We start from the raw sequence: 26767 nt of genomic DNA on the forward strand, positions 1-26767 counted from the left end.
CGGTGTCGTTTCGTTCGTGGGGTGTGGGTCAGCATGTGCAGGGCGAGTGGAGGACGAGCAAACTGCTGTTGCTGCGACCTACACCGACAGCCGAGGTGGGCTGCCCCAGGCTTGTTACTCTCGGGTTCATGACGGAACGGAACTGGAACGCATTCTCGGTCGAGATTTCCGACCATATCGCGTCGGTGACGCTGCTCGGGCCGGGTAAGGGCAACGCGATGGGCCCCGATTTCTGGAGCGAGTGCCCGCGGTTGTTCGCCGAGCTGGACGCCGACGACGAGGTGCGCGCAGTTCTGCTCACCGGATCCGGCAAGAACTTCACGTACGGCCTCGATCTGGCTGCCATGGGCGGGGAGTTCGCGCCGCTGATGGCGGACAAGGCGCTCGCGGGTCCGCGCACCACCTTCCACGACACCATCAAGCGCATGCAGCTGGCCTCGAACGCCGTCGCCGACTGCCGCAAGCCCGTCGTCGCGGCGGTGCACGGCTGGTGCATCGGCGGTGGCCTCGACCTGATCAGCGCCGCCGACATTCGCTACGCCAGTGCCGATGCCAAGTTCAGTGTTCGAGAGGTGAAGGTCGCGATCGTCGCGGACATGGGTTCGCTTGCACGTCTACCCGCGATCATCGGCGACGGACACCTGCGTGAGCTCGCGCTCACCGGCAAGGACATCGACGCCGCTCGTGCGGAGAAGATCGGGCTCGTGAACGACGTCTTCGAGGATCAGGACGCGTTGCTCGCAGGCGCTCGGGCGACCGCGGCGGAGATCGCCGCCAACCCTCCGCTCGTCGTACACGGGATCAAGACGGTTCTCGACCATTCGCGGTCCGCCGCCGTCGACGACAGTCTCCGCTACGTTGCGGCCTGGAACGCAGCGTTCCTGGCGTCGAACGACCTCACCGAGGCCATCACCTCCGTGTTCGAGAAACGGCCGGCGAACTTCAGTGGCAGCTGACATGAGCGGTACCGCCGACATCGACACCGCCGAGGAACTGGGCACTCAGCTCGTCCGACTGCAGCGCATTCGCGAGCGCAAGTTGGCTCAGATGTCCGTCGAGTCCGGTGGAGTGGAAGGCGCAGCGTTCGTCTGCCTCTTCCGGCTGCTGCGCGACGGGCCGATGCGATCGAGTGAGCTTGCGACTCTGGTGAACTCGGACCCGTCGACCGTGAGTCGGCAGGTTGCGCAGCTGGTGGAGCACGGCCACGTACAGCGAGTGCGTGACGAGAAGGACGGCCGGGCGTACGTTCTCGCGGTCACCGAGACCGGCCGCAGCGTCGCCGACCGGATGCACCGCAAGCGCACCGACAGCCTCGGGCTGGTACTGGCCGATTGGACTCAGGAGGATCGAGTTGCGCTCGTCGACCTGCTGGACCGGTTCCTGACCGACTACGAGCGAGTCAGGCCCGACGCGCCCTCCGGCCGCGACTGAACGAGTCGATCGCTCGGAGACATCGAATCCCGGGCACGCTGACCACAAGGGAGGACGCGGTGCTGGACGGCACACGACGGTGGTTCCCGCGTACCTTCCGTCCGCACTCAGGCTCCGCCCCGGCGGATCGACTCGAGCGCAGGGTCGGTCTCGGTATCGCGGTTCTCGTTCCCGTGTTCGCCGTCATCGGCGCCGTGGTGATGCTCTCGGACGAAGGCCCGTCGTCGGATCTCCGGCGCATTCTGTGTGGTGCCGTGCTGCTCTCGACTCTCCCGGTCGGGGGGTGGTGGTGGGTGCACGGCCGCGAAGTCGTGCGCATGCCGGGATGGTTCGTCCTCTACGCCGACGTGGGCGTGGCCACCGTTCTGTTCACGTTCGACGAGCGTGGGCTAGCGCTGTACGCGACCGTGTTGTTCGCCGTGATCGGCATCTACATCGCGTACTTCTCGTCCACCACGGTTCTACGGCTGCATTCTCTCTTCGTCAGCGCGGTGATCGTGGTCCTGGCCGTCGGCACCTACATCGAGGGAGTGCACGACGCCGCGTCCGTCGTGGCCCAGGCGCTCGTCGCCCTGGTCGTGGTCAACTCCGTGATCGTGTTCCGAGCCGTCATCAAAGCTCAGTTGGAACTCGCGGTCACCGACTCGCTCACCGGGTTGCTGAATCGACGCGGATTCGAAGTTCGGATCGAACGACTGCTCACCGAGTCCGGCGACGGGGACGACGTCGCAGTGTTCGTCGTCGATCTCGATCGGTTCAAGTCCGTCAACGACAGTCGCGGCCACGCAGCGGGAGACCGGGTGCTGAGGTCGACGGCGCACCGTCTCGAAGCCGTCGTGCCCGACGAGTCCTGCGTCGCCCGCACCGGTGGTGAAGAGTTCACGGCTGCGGTACGAGTGACCAGGTCGCAGGCGCCCGAAGTCGCGGGCATGATCCTCGAATCTCTGCACGAGCCCGCCGACGAAGTGTCGATCACGGGAAGCGTCGGAGCCGCCGTCGTGTCCGTCGATCGGTGGAAGAGCCTGCAGCCACAGGATGCGTCGGCGATGATCCATTCAGCCCTGCTGAAGGCCGACGCCGCCATGTACGAGGCGAAACGGTCGGGCGGCAATCAGGTGCGTGTGTTCGACAAGTGAACAGCCCACGTCAAGTGAACAGCCCATGCCAAGCAGACAGCCCACGTCCCGCGGGCCCCTGTCGAGGCATGCGGAACGTGGGCCGAGCCGTCAGCGCAGTGCGCTCTTCGGGTCGTTCCAGAGCTGATCGGTGAAATCTTCGAGTGCGACGAGCACCAGGTTGTCCTCCGCACGCCGAAGGATCGACTTGCTGGCCCGGACCTGAACAACGTCACCGGTCTTGTCGGTCATGCGCCACAGTGAGTCGGCGCGGGTGGCGACGGTCGTCAGGAACATGTCCGCGACGTTGACGCCCTCGGGCGCCTGGTCGGGGAAGATGTCGTGCAGGTGGAAGTCCGCGGGCTCGGACCGGTCGGTGCCGAAGAGCTCGTCGAACGCCTCGTTGGCGAACACGATCGCGCCACTGGGGTCGACGGCCAGAATCGGCACCGGGATCCGGTCGAGAACGACCGTGACGGGAAGATCGGGAAACTGTGCCGGATCGGAAATGGCTCTCGATTCCGAATTACGACGCTCGCCTGTCGTGTTGCTGTCGGTCATGTTTCTCCCCACCTGATGCTTTCCCTGGTTTACGTTGCTCGAAGTTCTCTCTTCACCCCACGATGGCCGAGCATCGTGTGTCAGTGCTCCGGATTGTCCGCCAAACGTTTGAACGATGCAGCGATTTCCGCTTCTGCCTCGGCGCGCCCCACCCAGTCGGCTGCGGTGACGTGCTTGTTCGGCTCGAGGTCCTTGTAGTGAACGAAGAAGTGCTTGATGGCGTCCAGCTCGAACGTCGACACGTCGGACAGGTCCTGGATGTGATCCCAGCGCTTGTCGCCTGCGGGAACGCACAGCACCTTGTCGTCGCCGCCCGCCTCGTCGACCATCTTGAACATCGCCACCGGGCGTGCCTCGACGATGACGCCGGGGAACACCGATTCCGGGAGCAGAACGAACGCGTCCAACGGATCGCCGTCCTCGCCGAGGGTGCCTTCGATGAAGCCGTAGTCGGCCGGGTATGCCATCGCCGTGTAGAGGTAGCGGTCAAGCCGAACGCGACCCGACTTGTGGTCGACCTCGTACTTGTTGCGCTGACCCTTGGGGATCTCGATGGTGACGTCGAACGACACGTGCACGCCCTCGCTCTTCTTCTACGTTGGGTGCGCCCGAAGTGACGCACGATGGTGGCGGCGCAAGCGTACCGGACAGGGCGATAGTGTTGAGGGACTGTCGCCGAGCCGTTGTGAGCAGAAATGCGTCCTGGGGGACACATTTCTGCTCACATGGCGAGATTGAACTGACGGAGGAATGGTGGCGGGGTTGACCAAGCGTTCTCTCGGCCCGACGGCGGGGCGCAAGCGCCGACGGACCAGAGTCCTGCTCGTGCTGGGCGTGATCGTGGCCCTGGCCGCGGGCGGAACCGCGGTCGCCGCGATAGTTCCCGGCATCTCGGGCGACGAGTCGCAGGCCGCGTCCGCACCCGAACCGGATCCGATCCAGCTCGATCCGGCGTTCACCCCGGTCTCCGATGCTGCAGTCGCGCCCACCGCAGCAGGCGTGGCGGCCGCCCTGGCGCCGGTCGTCGGAGTGGACGCACTCGGCGCGTTCACCGGAGTCGTCGCCGACGCGGTCAGCGGCGATGTTCTGTGGTCCTCCGGCGGCGACACCCCCATGACTCCTGCGTCCACGACGAAGGTGCTGACCGCGGCCGCGGCGATGCTGTCCATGCCGTCGAACCACCGAGTGACCACGCGGGTGGTCAAGGGGCAGAACGACGGCGAGATCGTGATCGTCGCCGCGGGCGACCCGACCATCACCGCCCAGCCGAAGGGAAGCCCCGGCTTCTATCCGGGAGCGGCACGGATCGACGATCTCGTGGAGCAGATCCAGCGTTCGGGTGTGCCCGTCGACCGCATCGTCGTCGACACCTCGATCTACTCCGGCCCGACGATGGCGCAGGGATGGTTCGATCCGGACGTTGCCGCCGGTTACATCACGCCCATCGAACCGATCATGATCGACGGAGGCAGGTCGGTACCGCTCGAGGACGAGTCGCCCCGCAGTGCCCAGCCTGCCCTCGACGCCGGTCGCGCGCTTGCCCGTGGGCTCGGGATCGACCAGGCGCGCGTCACGATCGGAACGGCGCAGGACGGAGCCGACAAGGTTGCCAGTGTGCAGTCGGCGCCACTGCGTGAGCGACTCGGTCAGATGATGGGCCGGTCCGACAACGTCCTCGCCGAAGCCATCGGACGCGAGATCGCGATCGAGACGAACACGTCGGCGTCGTTCACCGGGGCGGTGGACTCGATCGGGCAGGCGCTGTTCTCGGCAGGCTACGACCTCACCGGAATGACACTGCACGACGCGTCCGGCCTGTCCGTCGACGACCGCATACCCGCCCGAATCCTCGATCAGATCCTGACGTCCGCCGCCGGTACCGAGCGCGAAGAGCTTCGCCCGATGCTCGACTACCTGCCGGTCGCCGGTTCCACCGGAACCCTGTCCGACCGGTACGCGAGCGACGACCGCATCGGAGCCGGATGGGTCAGGGCGAAAACTGGCACACTGTCAGCAGCAAGCGCTCTCGCCGGATACGTCGTCGACGTCGACGGAAGGGCACTCACGTTCGCTCTGATGTCCAACGACCGACCGCCGGAGATTTCACGGCCGGCACTGGACGCAGTGGCGTCGACACTCAGGATGTGTGGTTGCCGGTGACCCGCTCGAACACGGATTCACAGCGCGAGGACGACACCCAGGCTCCCGGCGGGATCGGGGCGTCCGTCGACTGGGCGTTGGCGTCGAAGACCGGCGCCAAACTCGCCCCGAAGCCTCCGTCGACGTCCCGGTACACCGCCGATGCCATCGTCGCCGAACTCGCCGAGGCGTCCGTCCGTGCCGAGGGTCCGGTTCGTGACACCACCGGACTGGCCGACGGCCTTGCGGTGCCGCAGGCGCAGATCGTCGACCGCGCGGGCTGGATCGAGGCCGCCGCCGCGTCGATGAAGCACCTGACCGGGGAGGCGGACACCGAGCCGTCCGGCCTGCTCGGTGGCAAGCCCGCGGGATTGCAGGCGGGGGCGATGCTCGCGTTCCTGTCGAGCGCCATTCTGGGACAGTATGATCCGTTCACGGGTGAGAACGGAACACTGCTTCTCGTCGCGCCCAACATCATTGCCGTCGAACGCGCACTTCGAGTGTCGCCCAGTGACTTTCGCCTGTGGGTCTGCCTCCACGAAGTGACTCACCGCGTGCAGTTCTCGTCGGCGCCGTGGCTGGGCGAGTACATGCGCAGCAACGTGGCCCTGCTCTCCGACGGCGTCGACGAGCCGGTGAGCGAAGTCGCGTCCCGGCTCACCACTGCGCTCAAGAACCGCAAGGGATCGGACAAGGCCGAGGACGCCGGAATCGTCGGGCTGCTCCGCGCGACGCAGCCGGCGCAGACGCGCGACGCGATCGATCGTCTACTGGTGCTCGGCACCCTCCTCGAAGGCCACGCCGACCACGTCATGGACGCAGTCGGGCCCGCGGTCGTCCCGTCCGTCGCCCAGATCCGCAGTGCGTTCGACGGTCGTCGGAGACGAAAGCAGAACCCTCTCCAGCGAGTAGTTCGGGCGCTGCTCGGCGTGGACGCGAAGATGGCGCAGTACGTGCGCGGCAAGGCCTTCGTCGACCACGTCGTCGGCGCAGTCGGGATGGAGCGGTTCAACACGATCTGGACCGACGGTGACACGTTGCCGCTGCTCCCCGAGATCGAGGACCCGGACCGGTGGATCGCGCGCGTCCTCGGCTGAGTCGGTCCGATCAGGCGCAGCCGGTGCTGCTTCCCGAGGAACCGGCGATTCTGGGCGTCCGGCATGCCGTCCGCTCGTGGTCGGCCGATCATGGCGGGGGACCCGTCGCCGTTGCCCTGTCCGGTGGCGCGGATTCGCTGGCCCTGACCGCAGCCGCAGTCGCCGAGGTACCGGATGTTCTCGCCCTCGTCGTCGATCACGGTCTGCAGCAAGGATCCGCCGCCGTCGCGGCTGCGGCGGCAGCGCAGGCCGTGGCCTTCGGATGCAGTGATGCGGTGGTCCTGACGGTCGACGTCGGAAATTGCGGTGGGATGGAGGCGGCCGCCCGGCGCGCCCGGTACGACGCGTTGGGCGACGCGCGTGCAGGCAGGCCGGTTCTGGTCGCGCACACGCTCGACGATCAGGCCGAGACCGTGCTGCTCGGCCTGGGTCGGGGATCCGGTCCGCGTTCGATCGCCGGAATGCAGGCGTGGGACGACCCGTGGGGACGTCCGCTGCTGGGCGTGCGTCGATCCGTGACCCGTCAGGCGTGCCGCGAACTCGGCGTCGTCCCGTTCGAGGACCCGCACAACACCGACGCTGCGTTCACCAGGGTCCGGCTCCGGCACGAAGTCCTGCCGCTGCTCGACGACGTCCTCGGCGGCGCTGTCGCGGAGGCCCTCGGCCGGACGGCCGCGCAGATACGGGAGGACGCGCAGGTTCTCGACGACCTGGCCGCCGAGCTGCTCGACCTCGCGCGCGACGGTGACGCGGTTCTGGTGACGATGCTCACCGAGCGCCCTGCTGCGCTTCGTCGACGAGCACTGCGGCTGTGGCTGTTGGAGCGCGGCGCGAAAGGACTGTCGGACAAACAGTTACGGCTCGTCGACGATCTCGTGGGTGCGTGGCGCGGGCAAGGGGGAGTCGCAGTGAGCGGTGCGCCGACGGGTGCCAGGTTGGTGGTGGGGCGCCGACATGGCAGGCTGAACGCAGAGCTCGAATGGAACTGAATCCGACCACGAGAAACACCTGAAGGGACCCGGCGTGTACGAGGGCGACATCGAATCGATTCTCATCTCGGAAGAGCAGATCAGAGACCGCACCGCCGAGCTGGCCGAGACCATCGCGAAGCGGTACCCGGTGGATGCGCCGGAGGGTGATCTGCTGTTGGTCGGCGTGCTCAAGGGCGCCATCATGTTCATGACGGACTTCGCGCGTGCCCTCCCCATTCCGACGCAGCTGGAGTTCATGGCCGTCAGTTCGTACGGATCGTCCACGTCGTCCTCGGGCGTCGTGCGGATCCTGAAGGACCTGGACCGCGACATCAACGGCAGGCACGTGCTCATCGTCGAGGACATCATCGACTCGGGCCTCACGCTGTCCTGGCTCAAGCGCAACCTCGCGACGCGCAACCCGGCGTCCCTGTCGGTGGTGACGTTGCTGCGTAAGCCCGACGCCATCAAGGTCGACGTCGAGGTCTCCGATGTCGGTTTCGACATCCCCAACGAGTTCGTCGTCGGGTACGGCCTGGACTACAACGAGCGGTACCGGGACCTGCCGTACATCGGGACGCTCGCACCGCACGTCTACAGCTGATTCGTCGGCTTACGCGTCACCACTCGACGTAGCGCACCGAGGTCGAGCTCCACCGACCGGAAGATCGCGTACGACGCCACGAAGGCGGCGATGCCCCCGATGCACACCACGCGCACGACGTCGAGGACGCCGGGGATGTCCGACGCCGGAACGAACGTGAGACCGGCGACGGCAACCAGTGGGATGGCGGCGGCGACCGTCAGGTAGCCGACGCTTCGACGGCTCAGTGCGTCGAGCAGCGCGTGATCCCTGTCGCCTGCGCTTCCGTACGGAAGAAGTGACGGGTACAGGCATCGGACGGTGAACAGCGACACCAGGAAGAACGGATAGGCCGTCGCCATCGCGCCGCAGACCACCAGTGACGCGATGAAATGGACGTACGCCTGACCCGGTACCGATCCGGCGGCGATCTGCAGGGACACCGGAAACGCAATTCCGGCACATATCCACAGTCCGAGGCACACCGCCACGACCCTGCCCGCCGCACGAAGGGTGTCTGCCCGAGCCTGCGCCAGTCGGTCGTCGGACACGTCGCGCCCGCCGCGCAGGGCGGCCGGAACCGCCAGGACATGTCGGAAGAAGTAGACGATGAGGGCGAGCCCGATCGGCCAGAACAAACCGTTGATCACCACCGTGACGGTCTCGAATCTGTCCTGCGCCACCGGGATCAGATCGCCGATGATGAGCGCCTTGTTGTGCTGGTAGTTGTAGACGGCCGCCGTCACGTTGGGGATCCCGATCGCGGCGGTCATCACCGGCACCGTGAACGGTCGAAGCCGGGCGCGAGCACTCGTCGGCGGCGGGTCGACCAGAGCACGCGCACGACGATCCAGGCACAGATCCAACTGTTGGGCCACGTCGTGACCGCCCGGCAGGCGCTGGTCGACGTCGGCGGACAGGCAGGTCAGCAGTACGCGACGCAACGTGGCCGGACAGTCCGCAGGCAGCGACGCCTGCGCGGCAGCCGTCACGCCGTCCTCACGGGCCGTCAGCAGCGCGTCGATCACCGTGCGGTCTCCGTCGACGTTCGCCGCCGCTGCGTCGTCGAACGGTTTGCTGCCGGTGAGCAACTCCCACAACACGACACCGAGGGAATACAGGTCGCTGCGGGTGTCGAGTTGGTCGGCACGTCCCGGTCGCGACGGGTGACACGCCTCCAGCTGTTCCGGGGACATGTAGGACAGGGATCCGCCGAAGTAGGCGACGGGGCTGTCACCGTCGACCTGGTCGGAGAATCCGATGTTGAAATCGGCGAGTTTGGGCACGCCTTCGGCGGTGAGCAGAATGTTTGCCGGTTTGATGTCGCGGTGCAGAATTCCATGCACGCCGGCGTAGTGCAGCGCGTCCGCGAGTCGCCGCCCAAGCCACGCGACGGTCTCCGGCCACGAGAGGGTCGAAATGTGTTCGCGGATGGACGAATCCGTCGGAACAACGCTTCCTCGCGATTCGAGTGCGGCGTCGACGGTGTCCAGCAGCAGCTGACCGCTGCGCGATTCGACCGGGCAGGCACGCACTCGACGAAGAAGATCGAGAAGTGTCCCGCCTGGCAGATACTGCATGTACAGCAGACGCAGCCCTCGACCGGGAAGTATCCGTTGGTCGAAGACTCGGACGATGTAGTCGTGATCGAGCTGGGCGAGCATCTGCGGCTCGCTGCCGTGGTTCGAGGAGATCTTCACCGCGACGATTCGCTGCATCGAACGTTGCCGGGCCAGGAACACGCGGGCGAACGCGCCGCGGCCGAGGCCCATCAGCAGATCGAAATCGTCGACGCGATCACCCGCGTCGAGATCCTCCAACTCGTCCGAAGATCCGGGGTGTGTCGGCGCCGCCCCCGGTCTCGTGTCCTGGGATCTCGAGTCCTGGGGGCTTGTGTCCTGCGAGATCGTCTCCTGTGGTCCCGTCGCGTCCAGGTCGGGGGACTGCATCTCGGTGTTCTCGCCGCTGCCGATGTTCAACAACCGAGCCAACGCGTCCTCGTGCGCCGGATACTCGCGGACGTACTGGGCGGGCGTCACCGAATCCCCGCTCTGGCGGCGGATGCAGAACTCCTCGTAGACCAGGTCGACCGGAAGTGATCCCACGTCGAAATCGGTCAGGATCGAGCGGAAATCAGCGCAGTACTCGGCCAGCCGCTTCGGTCGATGCGCCCGCAGCCACCGCTCCTGAAGGTCGACGGCGATCAACTGCATCAGACACCGGCGCCGGATCGACTCAGAATCGGGGAGATAATCCGCCAGGTCGGGCACCACCGACCCGCCCTCGGCCCGAGCGGTACGCCAATCCCGCCGCAACCTGCGTTCTGCGTCTCCCGGTATTAGCCGGGCAGCGGCAACCGTCCGGACGGCGTCCGCACTGGCCGGAACGTCGTTCGCGAAGGCACTGACTCCATCCGAGCCGGGCTGCACGGACCAACGATAGACCCGAAGTTGCCCAAGCACTGCTGGTATTTTTTCGTGACCGGCACGGGGAACCGGAAAGGCGTGATGCGCGTTGGATGGGGGAGAATCGTGATACATCCGTCGGGCGAACGGCGTGGGGGATGTATCGCCGGGTTACCGCACCACGAGTACGCCGCGGCCGCTCGCGGTAACCTGGGGCATCCGGTGCTCGAGCTGAACCAGCAGAGTGGCCCGGTAACTGGAACTGGAAAGGACGAGGCCGTCTCGGCTGAAGCTGTATGAATCGGAAGACAGTTATACGGAACCTGGCCATCGTGTTTGCGATACTGCTGGCGATTTTCGCTTTCAGCTACTTCGGAAACGACACGAGGGACTGGAAGTCCGTCGACACGTCGGTGGCCATCGCCCAGCTCGACGACAACAACGTCGAGAAGGCCCAGATCGACGACCGCGAGCAGCAGGTCCGCCTCACCCTGAAGAACGGCAACGACGCCACCGAGAACGAAACGCAGATCATCGCGAAGTACCCGGACTCGGCGTCGCAGACCATCTTCGACAAGGTCAGCGCGGACGGCCTCGAAAGCTACAACACCGTCGTCAGCCAGGACAGCTGGGTGTCGTCGCTGCTGCTGTTCGTTCTTCCGATGCTGATTCTGCTCGGTGTCTTCATCTTCATCATGAGTCGCATGCAGGGCGGTGGCCGCGGCGGCGTCATGGGCTTCGGCAAGTCGAAGGCCAAACAACTCAGCAAGGACATGCCCAAGACGACGTTCCAGGACGTCGCAGGTGCCGACGAGGCAGTCGAAGAGCTGTACGAGATCAAGGATTTCCTGCAGAACCCGGCTCGCTACCAGTCGCTCGGCGCGAAGATTCCGCGTGGCGTGCTGCTGTACGGCCCTCCCGGAACCGGCAAGACACTGCTGGCACGCGCCGTCGCCGGTGAAGCAGGCGTTCCGTTCTTCACCATCTCCGGCTCGGACTTCGTCGAGATGTTCGTCGGTGTCGGCGCTTCCCGTGTCCGCGATCTGTTCGAGCAGGCCAAGCAGAACAGCCCGTGCATCATCTTCGTCGACGAGATCGACGCCGTCGGTCGTCAGCGTGGCGCAGGCATGGGTGGTGGCCACGACGAGCGTGAGCAGACCCTCAACCAGCTTCTCGTCGAGATGGACGGCTTCGGCGAGCGCACCGGCGTCATTCTGATCGCCGCCACCAACCGGCCCGATATCCTCGACCCGGCGCTGCTGCGACCAGGCCGTTTCGACCGCCAGATACCGGTCGGTGCTCCGGACCTGGCCGGTCGACGCGCGATCCTCGCGGTGCATTCCGCCGGCAAGCCCGTCGCTCAGGACGCCGATCTGGAAGGTCTCGCCAAGCGGACCGTCGGAATGTCCGGCGCGGACCTTGCCAACGTCATCAACGAGGCCGCTCTGCTGACGGCCCGTGAGAACGGCACCGTCATCACCGAGGCCGCGCTGGAGGAATCCGTCGACCGCGTGGTCGGAGGGCCGCGCCGCAAGAGCCGGATCATCAGCGAGCACGAGAAGAAGATCACCGCGTACCACGAGGGTGGCCACACCCTCGCGGCGTGGGCGATGCCGGACATCGAGCCCGTCTACAAGGTCACCATCCTCGCCCGCGGTCGGACGGGTGGTCACGCGATGACCGTCCCCGAGGACGACAAGGGCCTGATGACCAGGTCGGAAATGATCGCGCGGCTCGTGATGGCGATGGGTGGCCGCGCGGCCGAGGAGCTCGTGTTCCACGAGCCGACGACAGGCGCATCCTCGGACATCGACCAGGCGACCAAGATCGCTCGCGCGATGGTGACCGAGTACGGCATGAGCAGCAAGCTCGGAGCAGTTCGCTACGGGCAGGAACAGGGCGATCCGTTCCTCGGCCGCTCGATGGGTGTGCAGTCGGACTTCTCGCACGAGGTCGCCCGCGAGATCGACGAGGAGGTGCGCAAGCTCATCGAAGCCGCGCACACCGAGGCGTGGGCCATTCTCAACGAGTACCGCGACGTGCTGGACACGCTCGCAACCGAATTGTTGGAGCGCGAGACGCTGACCCGCAAGGATCTCGAGAAGATCTTCACGGGCGTCACCAAGCGGCCGCGGATCACACTGTTCAACGACTTCGGTGAGCGCATCCCGTCGGACAAGCCCCCGGTGAAGACGCCGGGTGAGCTCGCGATCGAACGCGGCGAGCCGTGGCCTCCGCCGCCCATCGCGCCCAAGGTCGTTCCGCCGCAACAGTTCCCGCAGCCCAGCTACGCAGGCTCCCCGCAGCTGACCAAGTCCGGTCAGGACGGCTACAACGGTCAGGACGGGTACAACGGCGGCAGGCCGGGAGCGCACACCAACGGTGCCCCGGCCAACGGTTCCCAGCACAACGGTGGCCCGGTCAACGGTGGCCCGGTGCACGGTGGTCCTGCGAACGGTGGTCCCGCGAACGGTGGTCCCGCGAACGGCGGCACACCGTACGGCAGTGCCCCGTACAACGGTGGATCGCGCGGAGGCCAGCACTCCGGTGGTGCCGACGCCACGGGCAGCCACCCGGGCAACGGCAACTATCCGGGCGGGAACTACACCGGTGGCGGTGCTTACAACGGTGGCGGCAGCTACCGCAACCCCGAGACTCCGCGATCGCGTCCGGATTACGGCGCACCTGCCGGCTGGTCGGCACCGGGCTGGCCCCCGCGTGACGCTTCCGGTCCCGGCGGCGGTCGCCCGGGTGAATCGGGTCCGCAGTTCCAGGCGCCGCCGACGTACCAGTCTCCTCAGTACCGTCCGCCTCAGTACCAGCCCCCGGAGTACCGCGAGCCAGGTAACGATGGCAGGTCCGGCACTCAGGATTCCGATGACGCGTCCGGCAGTCAGGGTTCGGCGGGCCAGGGTGGAGGCTCGGCCGCGTCGGGTCAGTACGGCGACCAGCGCCCGACTCCTCAATACCGCGACCCCGCCGGTTCGCAGTGGGATCCCCTGGGCGGATTGCCGCTCGGCGGTCCCGTGCCCCAGGGTCCGAACGAACAGCGTCCGAACGAACAGCGTCCTGATGCACCGCGTCCGGAGAACCAGCGTTCCGATGCGCCGGAGTCCGAGCACGGCGGCGACGAAGGTCCTCGCACGCAGCGGTGGGAAGGTCCCGGCGGGCACAGTTAGGTCAGTCGGGATCGGGCGATAGGCTTACGCGGCGCAATGAGTGGGCCTGCGGTTGTGAGCCGCGGGTGGACCGAAGGAAAGAGCACACGTGTCAGTCACGCGGATGGACGATGAGGGCGCCCCGGTTGCGCCGGACAACCTCGTCGCAGTTGCAACAGGGCGCACGTTCGACCAGCCGCGTGCCGAGGCCGCGGTCCGTGAGTTGCTGATCGCCGTCGGAGAAGATCCTGACCGTGCCGGCCTGCTCGACACCCCGGCGCGCGTGGCCCGTGCGTACAAGGAGATGTTCGGCGGGCTGTACACGGACCCGGATTCGGTGCTGAACACGACGTTCGACGAGGGCCATCAGGAACTCGTTCTGGTGCGGGGTATCCCGATGTTCTCTACGTGCGAGCATCACCTGGTCTCGTTCCACGGCGTCGCCCACGTCGGGTACATTCCCGGCAAGAGCGGCAAGGTGACCGGCCTGTCCAAGTTGGCCCGCGTCGTGGATCTCTACGCCAAGCGTCCGCAGGTGCAGGAGCGTCTGACCAGCCAGATCGCCGACGCCGTGATGCGCAAGCTCGACCCGCGCGGCGCCATCGTCGTGATCGAGGCGGAGCATCTGTGCATGGCCATGCGCGGCATTCGCAAGCCAGGAGCCAGTACGACCACGTCGGCCGTCCGCGGACTGTTCCAGTCGAGTGCAGCGTCTCGATCCGAGGCGTTGGATCTGATTCTGCGGAAATGACGTCTTTTCGGCCGTTTCGGCCCGGCGCCCATGTGGTGATGGGCGTTCTCAACGTCACGGCGGATTCGTTCTCCGACGGTGGTCGGTATCTCGACGTCGATGCTGCCGTCGCACACGGTGTTCAGCTGCACGCCATGGGTGTGGACATCGTCGACGTCGGTGGCGAATCGACGCGTCCGGGAGCGGAACGCATCGATCCGGAGGTCGAAGCCCGACGAGTGGTGCCGGTGATTGCCGCCCTCGGTGAGCAGGGCATCCCGACGAGCGTCGACACGATGCGCGCATCGGTTGCCGCCGCCGCGATCGAAGCAGGCGTCACCATCGTCAACGACGTGTCCGGTGGCAGGGCCGACCCGGACATGGCGTCGGTCGTCGCGGACGCAGGCGTGCCGTGGATCCTGATGCACTGGCGGAGCTCGGAGAACTATGCGCACTCCGGTGCGGCCGATCACTACGACGACGTCGTGGCGGACGTTCGACGCGAGCTGCTTCACCAGGTGGATCGCGCTGTCGCTGCCGGAGTCGACCGATCCAACATCGTGTTGGATCCCGGCCTCGGTTTCGCCAAGAACGCCCACCACAACTGGCAACTGCTCCACGCGATTCCCACGTTCGTGGAATTGGGAATGCCCGTCCTGATCGGGGCGTCGCGCAAACGCTTCCTCGGGTCGCTGTTGGCGCAGGACGGCGTCGACCGCCCGCCGGCCGGCCGTGAGGTCGCGACTGCCGTCGTATCGGCGCTCGCGGTGGCAGCAGGGGCATGGGGCGTACGCGTGCACGACGCCCGCTCCACGCTGGACGCGGTGGCCGTCGTCGACGCATGGGAGGCAAGCGCATGAAGGGCGAGCATCGGGTGAGCGACCGAATCGAGTTGCGCGGGTTGAAGGTTCGCGGACACCACGGAGTCTTCGACTTCGAGAAGCGCGACGGCCAGGACTTCGTCGTGGACATCACCGTCTGGATGGATCTGAAGCCGGCTGCCGCGTCCGACGACCTGACGGCAACGTTGCATTACGGCGAACTGGCCGAGGCCGCCGCCGCCATCGTGGCGGGCCCGCCCCGGGACCTGATCGAAACGGTTGCCGCCGAGATCGCAGATTCGGTCATGACCGATACCCGGGTCGACGCCGTCGAAGTGGTATTGCACAAGCCGTCGGCTCCGATTCCTCTGGAATTCGTCGATGTCGCCGTCGTCGCCCACCGAGTGCGCTCATGACGCAGGTCGTACTGTCGATCGGCAGCAACGTCGGTGATTCGCTCGCACACCTGCGGTCCGTCACCGACGATCTCGGACCGCGAGTGCGAGCGGTGTCGAAGGTCTACGTGTCAGCGCCGTGGGGTGGCATCGAACAGCAGGATTTTCTGAACGCGATCGTCGTCGCCGACGACCCGGAGCGCGGACCGTACGAGTGGCTGGAGTTCGCCAGGGAACGCGAAGCGAACGCCGAGCGGGTTCGTGAGGTGCGGTGGGGCCCTCGCAGCCTCGACGTGGACATCGTGGTGTGCCGATCGGATGCCGGCCAGGACGTCGTCGGAACCGATCCGCAGTTGTTGCTGCCGCATCCCCGTGCCCACGAGCGCGCGTTCGTCCTGCTCCCGTGGCTCGACGTGGAGCCCGACGCCACCCTCGCGGTCGGCACGGACGCCAGGCGCGTCGACGACTGGCTCGCGACGTTGAGCGCCGAGGAACGCAGTGGCGTCCGGGCGACCGACATGACACCCGTCTCCGCAGAAGAGCGTCGAGAGTAGACGCGCGCGGATGACCGAGATGAAACCGACACGGGTACGAGACCTCGTCTCCATCGCGCTGTTCGCAGCCGTCGCGATGTGGCTGCTGGTCAGGTCGTTCTACGGGATGCTTCCGCCGATGTCGGTGCTCGTCGGCGCATCGCTGTACCCGATCGCCATCGGTGAGCTGATCTTCGCGTTCGTGCTGCGGTCGCGAGTGGGGACCAGCCGGATCGGCGACGGACCACGCCACGTTCACCCCATCACGGCCGCTCGGGCCCTGGCCCTGGCGAAAGCGTCGGCGCTGGTGGGGTCGGCCGTGACGGGTATCTGGGCCGGTTTTCTCGTTCACATCCTGCCCCAGGCGTCGACCGTGCGAGCCGCGGCCGCCGACAGGCCGGGAGCCATCGTCGGGCTGCTTGCCGGTCTCGCTCTCGTCGGTGCCGCGCTGTGGCTCGAACAGTGCTGTCGCACACCGGAGGATCGCGGAGACGATCCGCGCTGACTCGCGTGGGTCCCGTCACGTGGCCGAACCACCCAGCAGGCGCTGTGGCGATCCACAACCGAGGTTGACCGGTTCGTGGCGATTTGCCAGCTACCCTGGTTGCCATGACCGAACCGACTCGCGCAAAGGCCGCACGCCGTTCGCGGCGCAGTGCGAGCCAGTTGTTCATAGCCGCGTTGGTCGTCTTCGGAGTCGCGGCGAGTGTGCTGCTGCTGTTCAGCGAGAACGTCCAATGGTTGCGGGTGGGCCTCGTCTCCGCGTTGTGGGCGGCGATCGTGGGCGCGTTCGCGATGACGAAGTATCGACGCGAGGCCGCGGCGGATCAGACGAAGGCCAAGGACCTGCAAACGGTGTACGAGCTGCAACTCGCGCGGGAGATCTCCGCCCGGCGTGAGTACGAGCTGGGTGTCGAGGCGCGTGTGCGCAGCGAAGTGCAGCTCGAGACCAGTGAGGTCGCGGCCCTGCGGGCGGAACTCGCGCACCTGCGGGAGAACCTGCAGATGTTGTTCGACGGCAATCTCCCCACCGAGCGGGTAGCCCTCCGCGCCGAGGCGACGCGGGTGGCCGAGCTCGGCGGAGGCCGCAACTACGACGGGTACCAACCAGCGCCGTCGGGGTTGTACATCCCCGGGCGTACCGGTGCCAACGAGCCTGACTCGGCGCTCAGGGATCCGCGAGGCCAGCGGCCGAGCGCCCCGGTCTCGCCGGTTCAAGGAATCGCCAACCCGTACGACGAACCGGTGACCGCGGAAACGTCGGTGCTCTACCCCGACGTGCCGATCGGCAGCGAGGTCCCCCTCGGCTACACGCACGCTCCCACCTCCCAGGCTCCCGCGCCCCAGGCGTCCGGCGATGGAACTGCCGGTGGTGGAACTGCCGGTGGTGGAAGCCCGGTACAGCCCCGGCGAGGTGACGCGCGGGCTCCCGGCGGTGGCCGACGGGTCCCGACGCCTCCCCGCGCCCCCGCTGCGCCGTCGGCGTACCCGGAGCCATCCCCCGAAGTACCAGTCGACGCCGAGTACGCAGACGTGGTGCACGACTCGCCGGCCGAGGTCGTTCCCGAGCCACAGTCGCAGCCCGTGCCCGAGCCCCAGCCTGAAGTTCGGCAGGATCCCGAGCCCGAGCCGCAGCCCGAGGTTCGACAGGATCCCGAGCCCGAGAGCCCGTCCCAACATTGGGATCTTCCGGATCCCGAGCCGCGGTCACGGCGTCGGCGCCGGGCGGAACCCGAGGACGGGGACACCGCCGGAGCGCACTCCAACGGTCGTTCCGTCGCGGAGATCATGGCAGGACTGCAGTCGGGTTCCGGTGAGCCCACCGAACGCAGGCACCGTCGTCGCGCCGACTGACGCGATCGTGAACTAGATCACGTTGATGCGCCGTGGCCGGTGCCTGCCTTGTGAGGCTATTCTCTTGGACAGGACGTCTGGTACCCGCCGAGCGGGACTGGAACGAACGAGAGGAAGTAATCGGTGACCTCATCCGAGTTCACTGCTGATCCCGCACCTGCGCGTTTGGCGGTCGGCATCGTGTCGGCAGGTCGTGTCGGCACAGCTCTCGGCGAAGCTCTCGAGCGCGTCGGACACGTCGTCGTCGCCTGCTCTGCCGTGTCCGAGGATTCGGTGCATCGTGCGCGCACACGCCTTCCGGACACGCAGATACTGCCGGTCGACGAGGTTGCCACCCGCGCCGAGTTGCTGATCCTCGCGGTCCCCGATTCCGAACTCGCCTCGCTTGTAACGGGTCTGGCGGCAACGGGCGTCGTGGCGCCGGGCAAGCTCGTCGTGCACACTTCCGGCGCCAACGGTGTGGGCATTCTGGCGCCGCTGTCCGCTCAGGGTGCCGTGCCGCTGGCGATCCATCCGGCGATGACCTTTTCCGGACTCGCCGAGGACACGGATCGACTGGCCTCGGCGTGTTTCGGCATCACTGCGGCCGACGAGATCGGTTACGCCGTCGCGCAGGCGCTCGTGCTCGAACTGGGCGGCGAACCGGTGCACGTCGCGGAGACGGAGCGAGCGCTGTATCACGCAGCTCTGGCGCACGGATCCAATCATCTCGTCACCCTCGTCGCCGACGCCGTCGAGGCTCTGCACGTTGCTCTCGACGGCCCTGGATTTCCCGGCATGGACACCGAACCCGGTGTGCCGCAGCGTGTTCTTGCGCCGTTGCTGAATGCTGCGCTCGAGAATGCGCTTCGACGTGGACAGTCTGCGTTGACGGGGCCGGTCGCCCGCGGGGATCTGAGCGCAGTGCAGAAACATCTGAGTGTGCTGCGCGAGGTGGACCCGCGGATTGCCGAAGGGTACCGAGCCCTGTCGCTGCGGTCCGCACAGAGAATCGGCGCACCCGCGCCACTGGTCGAGTTTCTGGAAGGCGAACGATGACACTGGCAGGTAGCTACAAGGCCGGGGAACTCACGGTCCACCACGATCCCGCCGTGATCACCTCGGTGTCCAAAGCTCTTCGCGCAGTGGGCAAAACTGTGTCCCTCGTGCCGACGATGGGTGCGTTGCACGCAGGTCACATCCACCTCGTCCGGCAGGCCAAGCTCACCGGAGCTGTCGTCATCGTGTCGATCTTCGTCAATCCTCTGCAGTTCGGGGCAGGGGAGGACCTGGACGCCTACCCGCGCACGCTCGACGCCGACGTCGAACTGCTTCGTGGGGAAGGGGTCGAGCTGGTGTTCGCGCCCTCCGCGTCGGACATGTACCCGGCCGGTCCGCGCACCACCGTGCATCCAGGCCCGCTCGGGGCGGAGCTGGAAGGCGCTTCCCGGCCCACACATTTCGCGGGCATGCTCACCGTGGTCGCGAAGTTGCTACAGATCGCGTCGCCGCACGCGGCGTACTTCGGCGAGAAGGACTATCAGCAGCTCACTCTGATCCGTCAGATGGTTCGCGATCTGAACTTCGACGTCAAGATCTACGGCGTGCCGACGGTCCGCGAGCAGGACGGGCTCGCACTGTCCTCCCGCAATCGGTACCTCGACTCCGCGCAGCGAGACGCCGCGATGGTTCTCTCGGCCGCTCTGGTAGCCGGAGCGCACGCAGCGGCAGGTGGTGTGTCGGCGATCCTGTCGACCGCGCGGGGTGTGCTGGACTCGGTCCCCGGGGTCGACGTGGACTACCTCGAGGTCCGCGGCGTGGACCTCGGGCCGGCCCCGGAACGAGGAGACGGGCGACTCCTCGTCGCCGCCAGAATCGGAACCACCCGCCTCATCGACAACGTCGGGGTGGCCGTGGGCACCGGCTTCCTCGAAGCAGGAGTGGAGCCTGCGGAACGACTCGATGCAGCAGGAGTGGAGCCTGCGCAGGCGAACGAATTTACCAAAGCTGAAGGGTGACAACATGTTTCGCACAATGATGAAGTCCAAGATCCACCGCGCCACCGTCACGCATGCCGACCTGCACTACGTTGGCTCGGTCACGGTGGATCTGGATCTGATGGAGGCTGCCGATCTGCTGGAAGGGGAGCAGGTCACCATCGTCGACATCGACAACGGTGCGCGCCTCGAGACGTATGTGATCACCGGTGAGCGGGGCAGTGGCGTCATCGGAATCAACGGTGCGGCAGCTCATCTCGTCAACCCCGGTGATCTGGTCATTCTGATCGCCTATGGAGTGATGAACGAGCAGGAGTGCAAGGACTACGCGCCGCGAGTGGTGTTCGTCGACGACAAGAACGCTCCGGTGGAGTTGGGCTCCGATCCTGCCCACGCGCCCGAGGGGTCCGGTCTGATCACTCCACGCACGCTGCGCGCCGACTCCGTGCTGGTCTAGCTGTGCTGCTCGCAGTCGACGTTCGCAATACCTCGACGACGCTCGGATTGTTCAGCGGAAGTGGTGATCACGCGACGCTGCACCGAGACTGGCGGGTGCGGACCGACCCCAACGTCACCGCCGACGAGCTGGCGTTGATGCTTCGTGGGCTGATCGGGCCCGATGCCGAGCAGATCACGGGAGTGTCGGCGTTGTCGACCGTGCCCTCGGTGCTGCGTGAGACGCGCACGATGCTGGCCCGATACTGGAAGCATGTGCCGCACGTGGTGGTGGAACCCGGTGTGCGCACGGGAGTTCCGTTGCTGGTCGACAATCCCAAGGAGGTGGGTGCGGACCGCATCGTGAACACGCTCGCCGCGCACGATCTGTACGGGAGTGCCTGCATCGTGGTGGATTTCGGCACCACGACGTGCGTCGACGTGGTCTCGGCCAAGGGTGAGTTCCTCGGCGGCGCCATCGCACCGGGCCTGGAGATCTCGACGGCGGCGATGTCGTCACGTTCCGCGGCGTTGCGTGAGGTGGAATTGCTGCGACCGCGTTCCGTCGTCGGCAAGAACACCGTCGAGTGCATGCAGGCCGGGGCGGTCTTCGGGTTCGCGGGCCTGGTCGACGGCCTGGTGAATCGGGTCCGGCGCGAACTGCCGGAGTTCGGGGGCAAGGACGTCGCCGTCATCGGGACGGGTGAGAGTGCGCCGCTCGTCATGGCGGAAAGTGCGTCCGTCGAGCACCACGAGCCGGATCTGACGCTCGAGGGCCTGCGTCTGGTGTTCGAGCGAAACCTGGCGAAAAGACGGACCCGCTAGCGCAACTGGAACGGTTGTGTAAGAATCGTCGTCGTGATGATGTGCATGGGACCCCAGGAGTGTTGTCGAGGCTGACCGCTGCCTCGTTCAATTACCTATCCTGGAGAAGTTTCCATGCTTTCCACACCTGTCTTTTCTGGATCTCTGTCGTCCACTTCTGCGCCCAATCTGACGCTTCCGACTCGGTTGCGGCCTCACGACCTGCTGCGGATCACCGATCAGGGTGCGTCCGACGTCCTCGAAGGACGCTTCGACCACCTGCTGCCCGCCGGTGGCAACTGGCCCACCGGTGAGCGCTGGTCGACGCGGTTGCACGCCGACGACGACCTGGATGTCTGGTTGATCAGCTGGGTACCGGACCGCTCCACCGAGCTGCACGATCACGCCGGATCGCTCGGTGCACTCACCGTGTTGAGCGGATCGCTCGTCGAATACCGTTGGGCGGGAGACGGACTGAAGCGTCGTCGACTCGACGCCGGGGATCAGGCGTCCTTCCCGCTCGGATGGGTACACGACGTCATGCGGGCACCCGCATCGATCACCGGGCAGGAGCGGAGCCTGCGGAGTGACCCGATCGCTGGGCAGGAGCGGAGCCTGCGGAGTGACTCGACAACTCCTCACCCGACACTGAGTGTCCACGCCTATTCACCGCCGCTGACCGCGATGTCCTACTACGAAGTGACCGACAAGTCGGCACTCCGAAGAACCCGCACCGAGCTGACCGACGAGCCCGAAGGACCTTCGAAATGAGCAAGACCGTCGTCCAGATGCTCGACGAAGCACGGACTCGAATCGACCGGATGACCGTCTTCGAACTGCGTGACGCCGTCGAACGCGGCGCGATCGTCGTCGACATCCGTCCGCAGGCCCAACGGGCCGTCGAAGGGACGCTGCCCGGCGCGCTGGCCATCGAACGCAACGTGCTCGAGTGGCGTCTGGATCCCACCAGCGACGCTCGGTTGGTCGCGGCGGTGGATCACGACGTCGAGTGGATCGTGATCTGCTCCGAGGGGTACACGTCCTCCCTGGCTGCAGCGTCGCTGCAGGAGTTGGGGTTGCACAAGGCGACCGACCTCGTCGGTGGCTACCAAGCGCTCAAGTCCGCTGGACTGCTCGGTGTTCTGACGAAGGCGCGGCACTGCGTCCGTGAAGCAGAAGCCGTCACGGCGCACTGATTCTGTCTTTGTCGCACGCGCCGGATAAAGTGTGCTTCCGTGACTGACGCAGCTTCCCCCACCGCCGCCGTTCCAGAATCGTCGGACGCCCAAGAGCTGTCGGACACTCCGGAACAGCTTCGGATTCGTCGTGCCAAGCGGGACCGTCTGCTCGAGCAGGGGCAAGAGGCGTATCCCGTGTCCGTGGACCGCACGCATTCGCTGCTGGAGATCAGGGAGCAGTTCCCGAGCCTCGATGCCGATACCGCTACGGGTGAGCTCGTCGGCGTCGCCGGACGCGTCATCTTCGTCCGCAACACAGGAAAGCTCTGTTTCGCGACGCTGCAGGAGGGCGACGGCACCCAGCTCCAGGCGATGATCAGCCTCGCCGGAGTCGGGGAGGACGCGCTGGCGGCGTGGAAGTCGGACGTCGACCTCGGTGACTTCGTGTTCGTGCACGGCGAGGTCATCTCGAGTCGCCGCGGCGAGCTCAGCGTCATGGCCGACAAGTGGCAGATCGCGTCGAAGGCATTGCGTCCGTTGCCGGTTGCGCACAAGGAATTGAACGAGGAAACGCGCATCCGTCAGCGTTACCTGGATTTGATCACTCGCCCCGAGGCTCGTGAGGTCGCGCGCAAGCGCATCGCCGTCGTGCGTGAGCTTCGCACTGCACTCGAGCGCCGCGGCTTTCTCGAGGTCGAGACGCCCATGCTGCAGACGCTGCACGGCGGCGCGGCTGCACGCCCGTTCGTCACGCACTCCAATGCGCTGGACGCGGACCTGTACCTGAGGATCGCGCCGGAGCTGTTCCTGAAGCGCTGCGTCGTCGGCGGTATCGAGAAGGTCTTCGAGATCAACCGCAACTTCCGTAACGAAGGCGCGGATTCGTCGCACTCACCGGAGTTCGCGATGCTCGAGACGTACGAGGCGTACGGGACGTACGACGATTCCGCACGGATGACGCGTGAGTTGATCCAGGAAGTCGCGCAGGCCGCCCTCGGCACACAGATCGTGCTGCTCCCCGACGGCACCACGTACGACTTGAGTGGCGAGTGGACGACGCTCGAGATGTACCCGTCGCTCTCGGAGTCCATCGGCGTCACCGTCACCCCGGACACGACTGTCGACGAGCTGCTCGCGCTCGCCGAGAAGGTCGGGCTCGAGGTTCCTCGCAAGGACGGCAAGCCCATCTACGGCCACGGGAAGCTCGTCGAGGAACTATGGGAGCACCAGGTCGGCGACGGCCTGTCCGCGCCCACGTTCGTTCGTGACTTCCCGGTGGAGACGTCGCCGCTGACTCGCCAGCATCGCAGCAAGCCGGGCGTCACCGAGAAGTGGGATCTCTACGTCCGCGGCTTCGAACTGGCCACGGGGTACTCCGAGCTCGTCGACCCGGTGATCCAGCGTGAGCGTTTCGAGGATCAGGCCCGTCAGGCTGCCGCCGGCGACGACGAGGCGATGGTGCTCGACGAGGACTTCCTGGCGGCGATGGAGCAGGGCATGCCGCCCACCACGGGCACGGGCATGGGAATCGACCGGCTCCTGATGGCGCTGACCGGCCTCGGCATTCGGGAGACCATCCTGTTTCCCATCGTGAAACCGCAGGGCTGAGTCCCTCGGCTGTTCGCCAGCAGCGGACAGATAATCGGAAACGAATACGCATCGGCCCGCGTTAAGAACTGTAAGCAGGCACTTCAGTCACCCACAGCAACGCCGAGCGTTGATCCGAGGGGGCCGAGGGTCGGCGAGTGAACGACCGGCCAACTACAGTGAGGCTGGAGGCGTAGACGTCGTAGTTGTCGTCGTCGAGCGCCTCCGATGCCGAGCGACCCCGTGTACTGGATACTGTGGTGCTAGAAGACCTGGTGGGAAGTGCTACCTCCCACCGAGAAGTGAGGGAGAGCGATGTTCGAGAGGTTCACCGATCGCGCGCGGCGTGTTGTCGTCCTGGCTCAAGAAGAAGCCCGGATGCTCAACCACAACTACATCGGCACGGAGCACATCCTGCTCGGGCTCATCCACGAGGGTGAGGGCGTAGCGGCGAAGTCTCTGGAGTCGTTGGGTATCTCCCTTGAAGGAGTCCGCAGCCAGGTCGAGGAAATCATCGGTCAGGGCCAGCAGGCTCCGTCCGGTCATATTCCGTTCACCCCGCGCGCCAAGAAAGTCCTCGAGCTCAGCCTGCGTGAGGCTCTGCAGCTCGGTCACAACTACATCGGTACCGAGCACATTCTGCTCGGGCTGATCCGCGAGGGTGAAGGCGTCGCCGCCCAGGTTCTGGTCAAGCTCGGTGCCGACCTCAACCGCGTGCGTCAGCAGGTCATCCAGCTACTGTCCGGCTACCAGGGCAAGGAGCCGTCGGAGTCCGGCAGCAGCCGCGGCGAGGCCGGTACGCCGTCCACGTCGCTGGTGCTCGACCAGTTCGGGCGCAACCTGACCCAGGCTGCACTCGAAGGCAAGCTCGACCCCGTCATCGGCCGCGCGAAGGAAATCGAGCGCGTCATGCAGGTCCTGAGCCGCCGTACCAAGAACAACCCTGTTCTGATCGGTGAGCCCGGTGTCGGTAAGACCGCTGTCGTCGAGGGGCTCGCGCAAGCAATCGTCAACGGCGAGGTCCCCGAGACCTTGAAGGACAAGCAGCTCTACACCCTCGACCTCGGGTCGCTGGTTGCAGGCAGCCGTTACCGCGGTGACTTCGAGGAGCGCCTGAAGAAGGTTCTCAAGGAGATCAACACTCGCGGCGACATCATCCTGTTCATCGACGAGCTGCACACGCTCGTCGGCGCAGGTGCCGCCGAGGGCGCTATCGACGCGGCCTCCATCCTCAAGCCCAAGCTTGCGCGTGGCGAGCTGCAGACCATCGGTGCAACCACCCTCGACGAGTACCGCAAGTACATCGAGAAGGACGCTGCTCTCGAGCGGCGGTTCCAGCCCGTCCAGGTCGGCGAGCCCACCGTCGAGCACACCATCGAGATTCTCAAGGGTCTGCGCGATCGTTACGAGGCACACCACCGTGTCTCGATCACCGACGGTGCACTCGTCGCGGCAGCAACTCTGGCGGACCGGTACATCAACGACCGATTCCTGCCGGACAAGGCAATCGACCTCATCGACGAAGCGGGCGCGCGGATGCGCATCCGCCGGATGACCGCGCCGCCGGACCTGCGCGAGTTCGACGACAAGATCGCCGACGCGCGTCGCGAAAAGGAATCCGCGATCGACGCGCAGGACTTCGAGAAGGCCGCGAACCTGCGCGACAAGGAAAAGCAGCTGGTTCAGCAGCGTGCCGAGCGCGAGAAGCAGTGGCGTTCCGGTGACCTCGATGTCATCGCCGAGGTCGACGACGAGCAGATCGCCGAGGTCCTCGGAAACTGGACCGGTATCCCCGTCTTCAAGCTCACCGAGGAGGAGACCACCCGTCTGCTCCGTATGGAGGACGAGCTGCACAAGCGGATCATCGGGCAGGTCGAGGCCGTCAAGGCCGTCTCCAAGGCCATCCGCCGTACGCGTGCGGGTCTGAAGGACCCCAAGCGTCCGTCCGGCTCGTTCATCTTCGCCGGCCCGTCCGGTGTCGGTAAGACCGAGCTGTCCAAAGCACTGGCGAACTTCCTGTTCGGCGAGGACGACGCGCTCATCCAGATCGACATGGGCGAGTTCCACGACCGCTTCACCGCGTCGCGTCTGTTCGGTGCTCCTCCCGGATACGTCGGATACGAAGAGGGCGGCCAGCTCACCGAGAAGGTCCGCCGCAAGCCGTTCTCCGTCGTGCTGTTCGACGAGATCGAGAAGGCACACCAGGAGATCTACAACACCCTCCTGCAGGTGCTCGAAGACGGCCGTCTCACCGACGGCCAGGGACGCACGGTCGACTTCAAGAACACCGTGCTCATCTTCACCTCGAACCTCGGTACCTCGGACATCTCGAAGGCAGTCGGTCTCGGCTTCTCCTCGGGTGAAGGCACCGGCTCGAACTACGAGCGCATGAAGCTGAAGGTCAACGACGAGCTGAAGAAGCACTTCCGCCCGGAGTTCCTGAACCGTATCGACGACATCGTCGTGTTCCACCAGCTCACCCAGGACGAGATCATCCAGATGGTCGATCTCATGCTCAACCGCGTCGAGGGTGCGCTGAAGAACAAGGACATGGCCATCGAGGTCACCGAGAAGGCGAAGTCCCTCCTCGCCAAGCGTGGATTCGATCCGGTTCTGGGTGCGCGGCCGCTGCGTCGCACCATCCAGCGCGAGATCGAGGATCAGCTGTCGGAGAAGATCCTCTTCGGCGAGATCGAGCCCGGACAGATCGTCCTGGTCGACGTCGAGAACTGGGACGGCGAAGGCGCAGGCGAGGACGCGAAGTTCACGTTCCGCGGCGAGAAGAAGGCCATCACCGTTCCCGACGAGGTTCCGGTCGACCTGGCCAAGGCCGCTGGCGACAGCGACAGCGAGTAGTCGGGTAGTTCCACCACAGCGGGCCGCATCCCTCACGGGGTGCGGCCCGCTCTGCTGCGTAGGGGTGTTCAGCTGCCTGCCTCGCCGAGGGTGTGATCACGTCGGGCAGCCGGCATCGATGCCGGGGGTGGACCGCAC

The 26767-nt window shown here is 66.2% G+C and carries 25 protein-coding genes; 22 read left to right on the forward strand and 3 right to left on the reverse strand.

All coding sequences use genetic code 11. From position 1 onward, the window contains the following. The first annotated feature begins 128 nt into the window (after nt 1-128). Genes CH290_RS21370 through CH290_RS21380 form a run of 3 tightly spaced genes read left to right on the forward strand, consistent with a single transcriptional unit; the run spans nt 129 to nt 2567 of the window. Nucleotides 129-956, forward strand: a complete 828-nt coding sequence (locus CH290_RS21370) for a crotonase/enoyl-CoA hydratase family protein (protein WP_019663044.1) — start codon at nt 129-131, stop codon at nt 954-956. Nucleotide 957: 1 nt separating this feature from the next. Further along, a complete protein-coding gene (locus CH290_RS21375; protein ID WP_230594322.1) occupies nt 958-1431 on the forward strand; it encodes a MarR family winged helix-turn-helix transcriptional regulator in 474 nt (157 codons plus the stop codon). Between the two features lie 59 nt (nt 1432-1490). Then, nucleotides 1491-2567 carry a GGDEF domain-containing protein gene (locus CH290_RS21380; protein ID WP_020110924.1) on the forward strand — a complete coding sequence of 359 codons (1077 nt, stop codon included), beginning with the start codon at nt 1491-1493 and terminating at the stop codon, nt 2565-2567. Nucleotides 2568-2657: 90 nt separating this feature from the next. Here the strand turns inward: CH290_RS21380 and CH290_RS21385 are convergent, their stop codons facing one another. Further along, nucleotides 2658-3107: a PAS domain-containing protein gene (locus tag CH290_RS21385; protein ID WP_019663047.1), complete on the reverse strand. Its 450-nt coding sequence runs from the start codon at nt 3105-3107 to the stop codon at nt 2658-2660. A gap of 80 nt (nt 3108-3187) precedes the next feature. Next, a complete protein-coding gene (locus CH290_RS21390; RefSeq protein ID WP_026347416.1) occupies nt 3188-3679 on the reverse strand; it encodes an inorganic diphosphatase in 492 nt (163 codons plus the stop codon). Nucleotides 3680-3857: 178 nt separating this feature from the next. On the opposite strand from CH290_RS21390, the gene dacB reads away from it, so the two are divergent. From dacB to hpt, 4 genes are read left to right on the forward strand one after another with little or no spacing between them, the layout of a single operon-like run. Beyond that, nucleotides 3858-5267 (forward strand): D-alanyl-D-alanine carboxypeptidase/D-alanyl-D-alanine endopeptidase, encoded by a 1410-nt coding sequence (gene dacB / locus CH290_RS21395; RefSeq protein ID WP_033190141.1) that lies wholly within the window; start codon nt 3858-3860, stop codon nt 5265-5267. Between the two features lie 53 nt (nt 5268-5320). Next, entirely contained in the window at nt 5321-6343 is a 1023-nt protein-coding gene (locus CH290_RS21400; protein WP_230594357.1) for a zinc-dependent metalloprotease, read from the forward strand. Further along, nucleotides 6319-7332: a tRNA lysidine(34) synthetase TilS gene (tilS, locus tag CH290_RS21405; protein ID WP_033190143.1), complete on the forward strand. Its 1014-nt coding sequence runs from the start codon at nt 6319-6321 to the stop codon at nt 7330-7332. Before CH290_RS21400 ends, tilS begins: the two co-directional genes overlap by 25 nt. Nucleotides 7333-7366: 34 nt before the next feature. Next, the gene (hpt, locus tag CH290_RS21410) at nt 7367-7918 is read left to right on the forward strand and encodes a hypoxanthine phosphoribosyltransferase (protein WP_019663052.1); all 552 of its coding nucleotides are present in this window, start codon (nt 7367-7369) and stop codon (nt 7916-7918) included. On the opposite strand, the gene CH290_RS21415 is transcribed toward hpt, so the two are convergent. Further along, complete coding sequence (locus CH290_RS21415) at nt 7909-10326, reverse strand: serine/threonine-protein kinase (RefSeq protein ID WP_080748778.1); 2418 nt, start codon at nt 10324-10326, stop codon at nt 7909-7911. The two genes, hpt and CH290_RS21415, sit on opposite strands and share 10 nt — an antisense overlap. Before the next feature lie 272 nt (nt 10327-10598). Between CH290_RS21415 and ftsH the strand changes: the two genes are divergently transcribed. The 15 genes from ftsH to CH290_RS21490 all read left to right on the forward strand — a co-directional run bounded on the left by ftsH (nt 10599) and on the right by CH290_RS21490 (nt 26629). After that, nucleotides 10599-13481: an ATP-dependent zinc metalloprotease FtsH gene (gene ftsH, locus CH290_RS21420; RefSeq protein WP_033190144.1), complete on the forward strand. Its 2883-nt coding sequence runs from the start codon at nt 10599-10601 to the stop codon at nt 13479-13481. Nucleotides 13482-13584: 103 nt separating this feature from the next. Then, a complete protein-coding gene (folE, locus tag CH290_RS21425; protein WP_019663055.1) occupies nt 13585-14211 on the forward strand; it encodes a GTP cyclohydrolase I FolE in 627 nt (208 codons plus the stop codon). Beyond that, a complete protein-coding gene (gene folP / locus CH290_RS21430) occupies nt 14208-15050 on the forward strand; it encodes a dihydropteroate synthase (protein ID WP_026347420.1) in 843 nt (280 codons plus the stop codon). Before folE ends, folP begins: the two co-directional genes overlap by 4 nt. A 14-nt stretch (nt 15051-15064) precedes the next feature. Then, the gene (folB, locus tag CH290_RS21435) at nt 15065-15427 is read left to right on the forward strand and encodes a dihydroneopterin aldolase (protein ID WP_026347421.1); all 363 of its coding nucleotides are present in this window, start codon (nt 15065-15067) and stop codon (nt 15425-15427) included. After that, complete coding sequence (folK, locus tag CH290_RS21440; protein ID WP_019663058.1) at nt 15424-15960, forward strand: 2-amino-4-hydroxy-6-hydroxymethyldihydropteridine diphosphokinase; 537 nt, start codon at nt 15424-15426, stop codon at nt 15958-15960. The genes folB and folK overlap by 4 nt, the downstream gene beginning before the upstream one ends. 19 nt (nt 15961-15979) lie before the next feature. Continuing rightward, the gene (locus CH290_RS21445; RefSeq protein WP_179275297.1) at nt 15980-16444 is read left to right on the forward strand and encodes a DUF3180 domain-containing protein; all 465 of its coding nucleotides are present in this window, start codon (nt 15980-15982) and stop codon (nt 16442-16444) included. Between the two features lie 104 nt (nt 16445-16548). Then, a complete protein-coding gene (locus tag CH290_RS21450) occupies nt 16549-17793 on the forward strand; it encodes a DUF6779 domain-containing protein (RefSeq protein ID WP_052083229.1) in 1245 nt (414 codons plus the stop codon). Nucleotides 17794-17916: 123 nt separating this feature from the next. Continuing rightward, nucleotides 17917-18831, forward strand: a complete 915-nt coding sequence (locus tag CH290_RS21455) for a Rossmann-like and DUF2520 domain-containing protein (RefSeq protein WP_033190145.1) — start codon at nt 17917-17919, stop codon at nt 18829-18831. Beyond that, the gene (gene panC, locus CH290_RS21460; RefSeq protein WP_033190146.1) at nt 18828-19790 is read left to right on the forward strand and encodes a pantoate--beta-alanine ligase; all 963 of its coding nucleotides are present in this window, start codon (nt 18828-18830) and stop codon (nt 19788-19790) included. The genes CH290_RS21455 and panC overlap by 4 nt, the downstream gene beginning before the upstream one ends. Before the next feature lie 4 nt (nt 19791-19794). Beyond that, nucleotides 19795-20226 carry an aspartate 1-decarboxylase gene (gene panD / locus CH290_RS21465; protein ID WP_019663063.1) on the forward strand — a complete coding sequence of 144 codons (432 nt, stop codon included), beginning with the start codon at nt 19795-19797 and terminating at the stop codon, nt 20224-20226. Between the two features lie 2 nt (nt 20227-20228). Beyond that, nucleotides 20229-21029: a type III pantothenate kinase gene (locus tag CH290_RS21470; protein WP_033190147.1), complete on the forward strand. Its 801-nt coding sequence runs from the start codon at nt 20229-20231 to the stop codon at nt 21027-21029. Nucleotides 21030-21143: 114 nt separating this feature from the next. After that, on the forward strand, nt 21144-21779 hold the full coding sequence (locus CH290_RS21475) for a cupin domain-containing protein (RefSeq protein WP_170947538.1): 636 nt from the start codon (nt 21144-21146) through the stop codon (nt 21777-21779). After that, complete coding sequence (locus CH290_RS21480; protein ID WP_019663066.1) at nt 21776-22204, forward strand: rhodanese-like domain-containing protein; 429 nt, start codon at nt 21776-21778, stop codon at nt 22202-22204. The genes CH290_RS21475 and CH290_RS21480 overlap by 4 nt, the downstream gene beginning before the upstream one ends. Before the next feature lie 39 nt (nt 22205-22243). After that, a complete protein-coding gene (gene lysS, locus CH290_RS21485; protein WP_019663067.1) occupies nt 22244-23794 on the forward strand; it encodes a lysine--tRNA ligase in 1551 nt (516 codons plus the stop codon). Between the two features lie 294 nt (nt 23795-24088). Then, nucleotides 24089-26629 (forward strand): ATP-dependent Clp protease ATP-binding subunit, encoded by a 2541-nt coding sequence (locus tag CH290_RS21490; RefSeq protein WP_019663068.1) that lies wholly within the window; start codon nt 24089-24091, stop codon nt 26627-26629. The last annotated feature ends 138 nt before the right edge of the window (nt 26630-26767 follow it).

Source organism: Rhodococcus sp. 06-156-4, assembly GCF_002259345.1.
Taxonomy (GTDB): Bacteria; Actinomycetota; Actinomycetes; order Mycobacteriales; family Mycobacteriaceae; genus Rhodococcoides; species Rhodococcoides fascians_E.

Excerpts from the sequence above, each read along its gene's own strand:
- ftsH (WP_033190144.1), top strand. The coding sequence starts at position 10,599 with ATGAATCGGAAGACAGTTATACGGAACCTGGCCATCGTGTTTGCGATA.
- CH290_RS21375 (WP_230594322.1), top strand. The coding sequence starts at position 958 with ATGAGCGGTACCGCCGACATCGACACCGCCGAGGAACTGGGCACTCAG.
- CH290_RS21370 (WP_019663044.1), top strand. The coding sequence starts at position 129 with ATGACGGAACGGAACTGGAACGCATTCTCGGTCGAGATTTCCGACCAT.
- dacB (WP_033190141.1), top strand. The coding sequence starts at position 3,858 with ATGGTGGCGGGGTTGACCAAGCGTTCTCTCGGCCCGACGGCGGGGCGC.
- folE (WP_019663055.1), top strand. The coding sequence starts at position 13,585 with ATGGACGATGAGGGCGCCCCGGTTGCGCCGGACAACCTCGTCGCAGTT.
- CH290_RS21480 (WP_019663066.1), top strand. The coding sequence starts at position 21,776 with ATGAGCAAGACCGTCGTCCAGATGCTCGACGAAGCACGGACTCGAATC.
- CH290_RS21385 (WP_019663047.1), bottom strand. The coding sequence starts at position 3,107 with ATGACCGACAGCAACACGACAGGCGAGCGTCGTAATTCGGAATCGAGA.
- panD (WP_019663063.1), top strand. The coding sequence starts at position 19,795 with ATGTTTCGCACAATGATGAAGTCCAAGATCCACCGCGCCACCGTCACG.
- CH290_RS21445 (WP_179275297.1), top strand. The coding sequence starts at position 15,980 with ATGAAACCGACACGGGTACGAGACCTCGTCTCCATCGCGCTGTTCGCA.
- panC (WP_033190146.1), top strand. The coding sequence starts at position 18,828 with ATGACACTGGCAGGTAGCTACAAGGCCGGGGAACTCACGGTCCACCAC.
- CH290_RS21475 (WP_170947538.1), top strand. The coding sequence starts at position 21,144 with ATGCTTTCCACACCTGTCTTTTCTGGATCTCTGTCGTCCACTTCTGCG.
- CH290_RS21450 (WP_052083229.1), top strand. The coding sequence starts at position 16,549 with ATGACCGAACCGACTCGCGCAAAGGCCGCACGCCGTTCGCGGCGCAGT.
- folP (WP_026347420.1), top strand. The coding sequence starts at position 14,208 with ATGACGTCTTTTCGGCCGTTTCGGCCCGGCGCCCATGTGGTGATGGGC.
- folK (WP_019663058.1), top strand. The coding sequence starts at position 15,424 with ATGACGCAGGTCGTACTGTCGATCGGCAGCAACGTCGGTGATTCGCTC.
- CH290_RS21490 (WP_019663068.1), top strand. The coding sequence starts at position 24,089 with ATGTTCGAGAGGTTCACCGATCGCGCGCGGCGTGTTGTCGTCCTGGCT.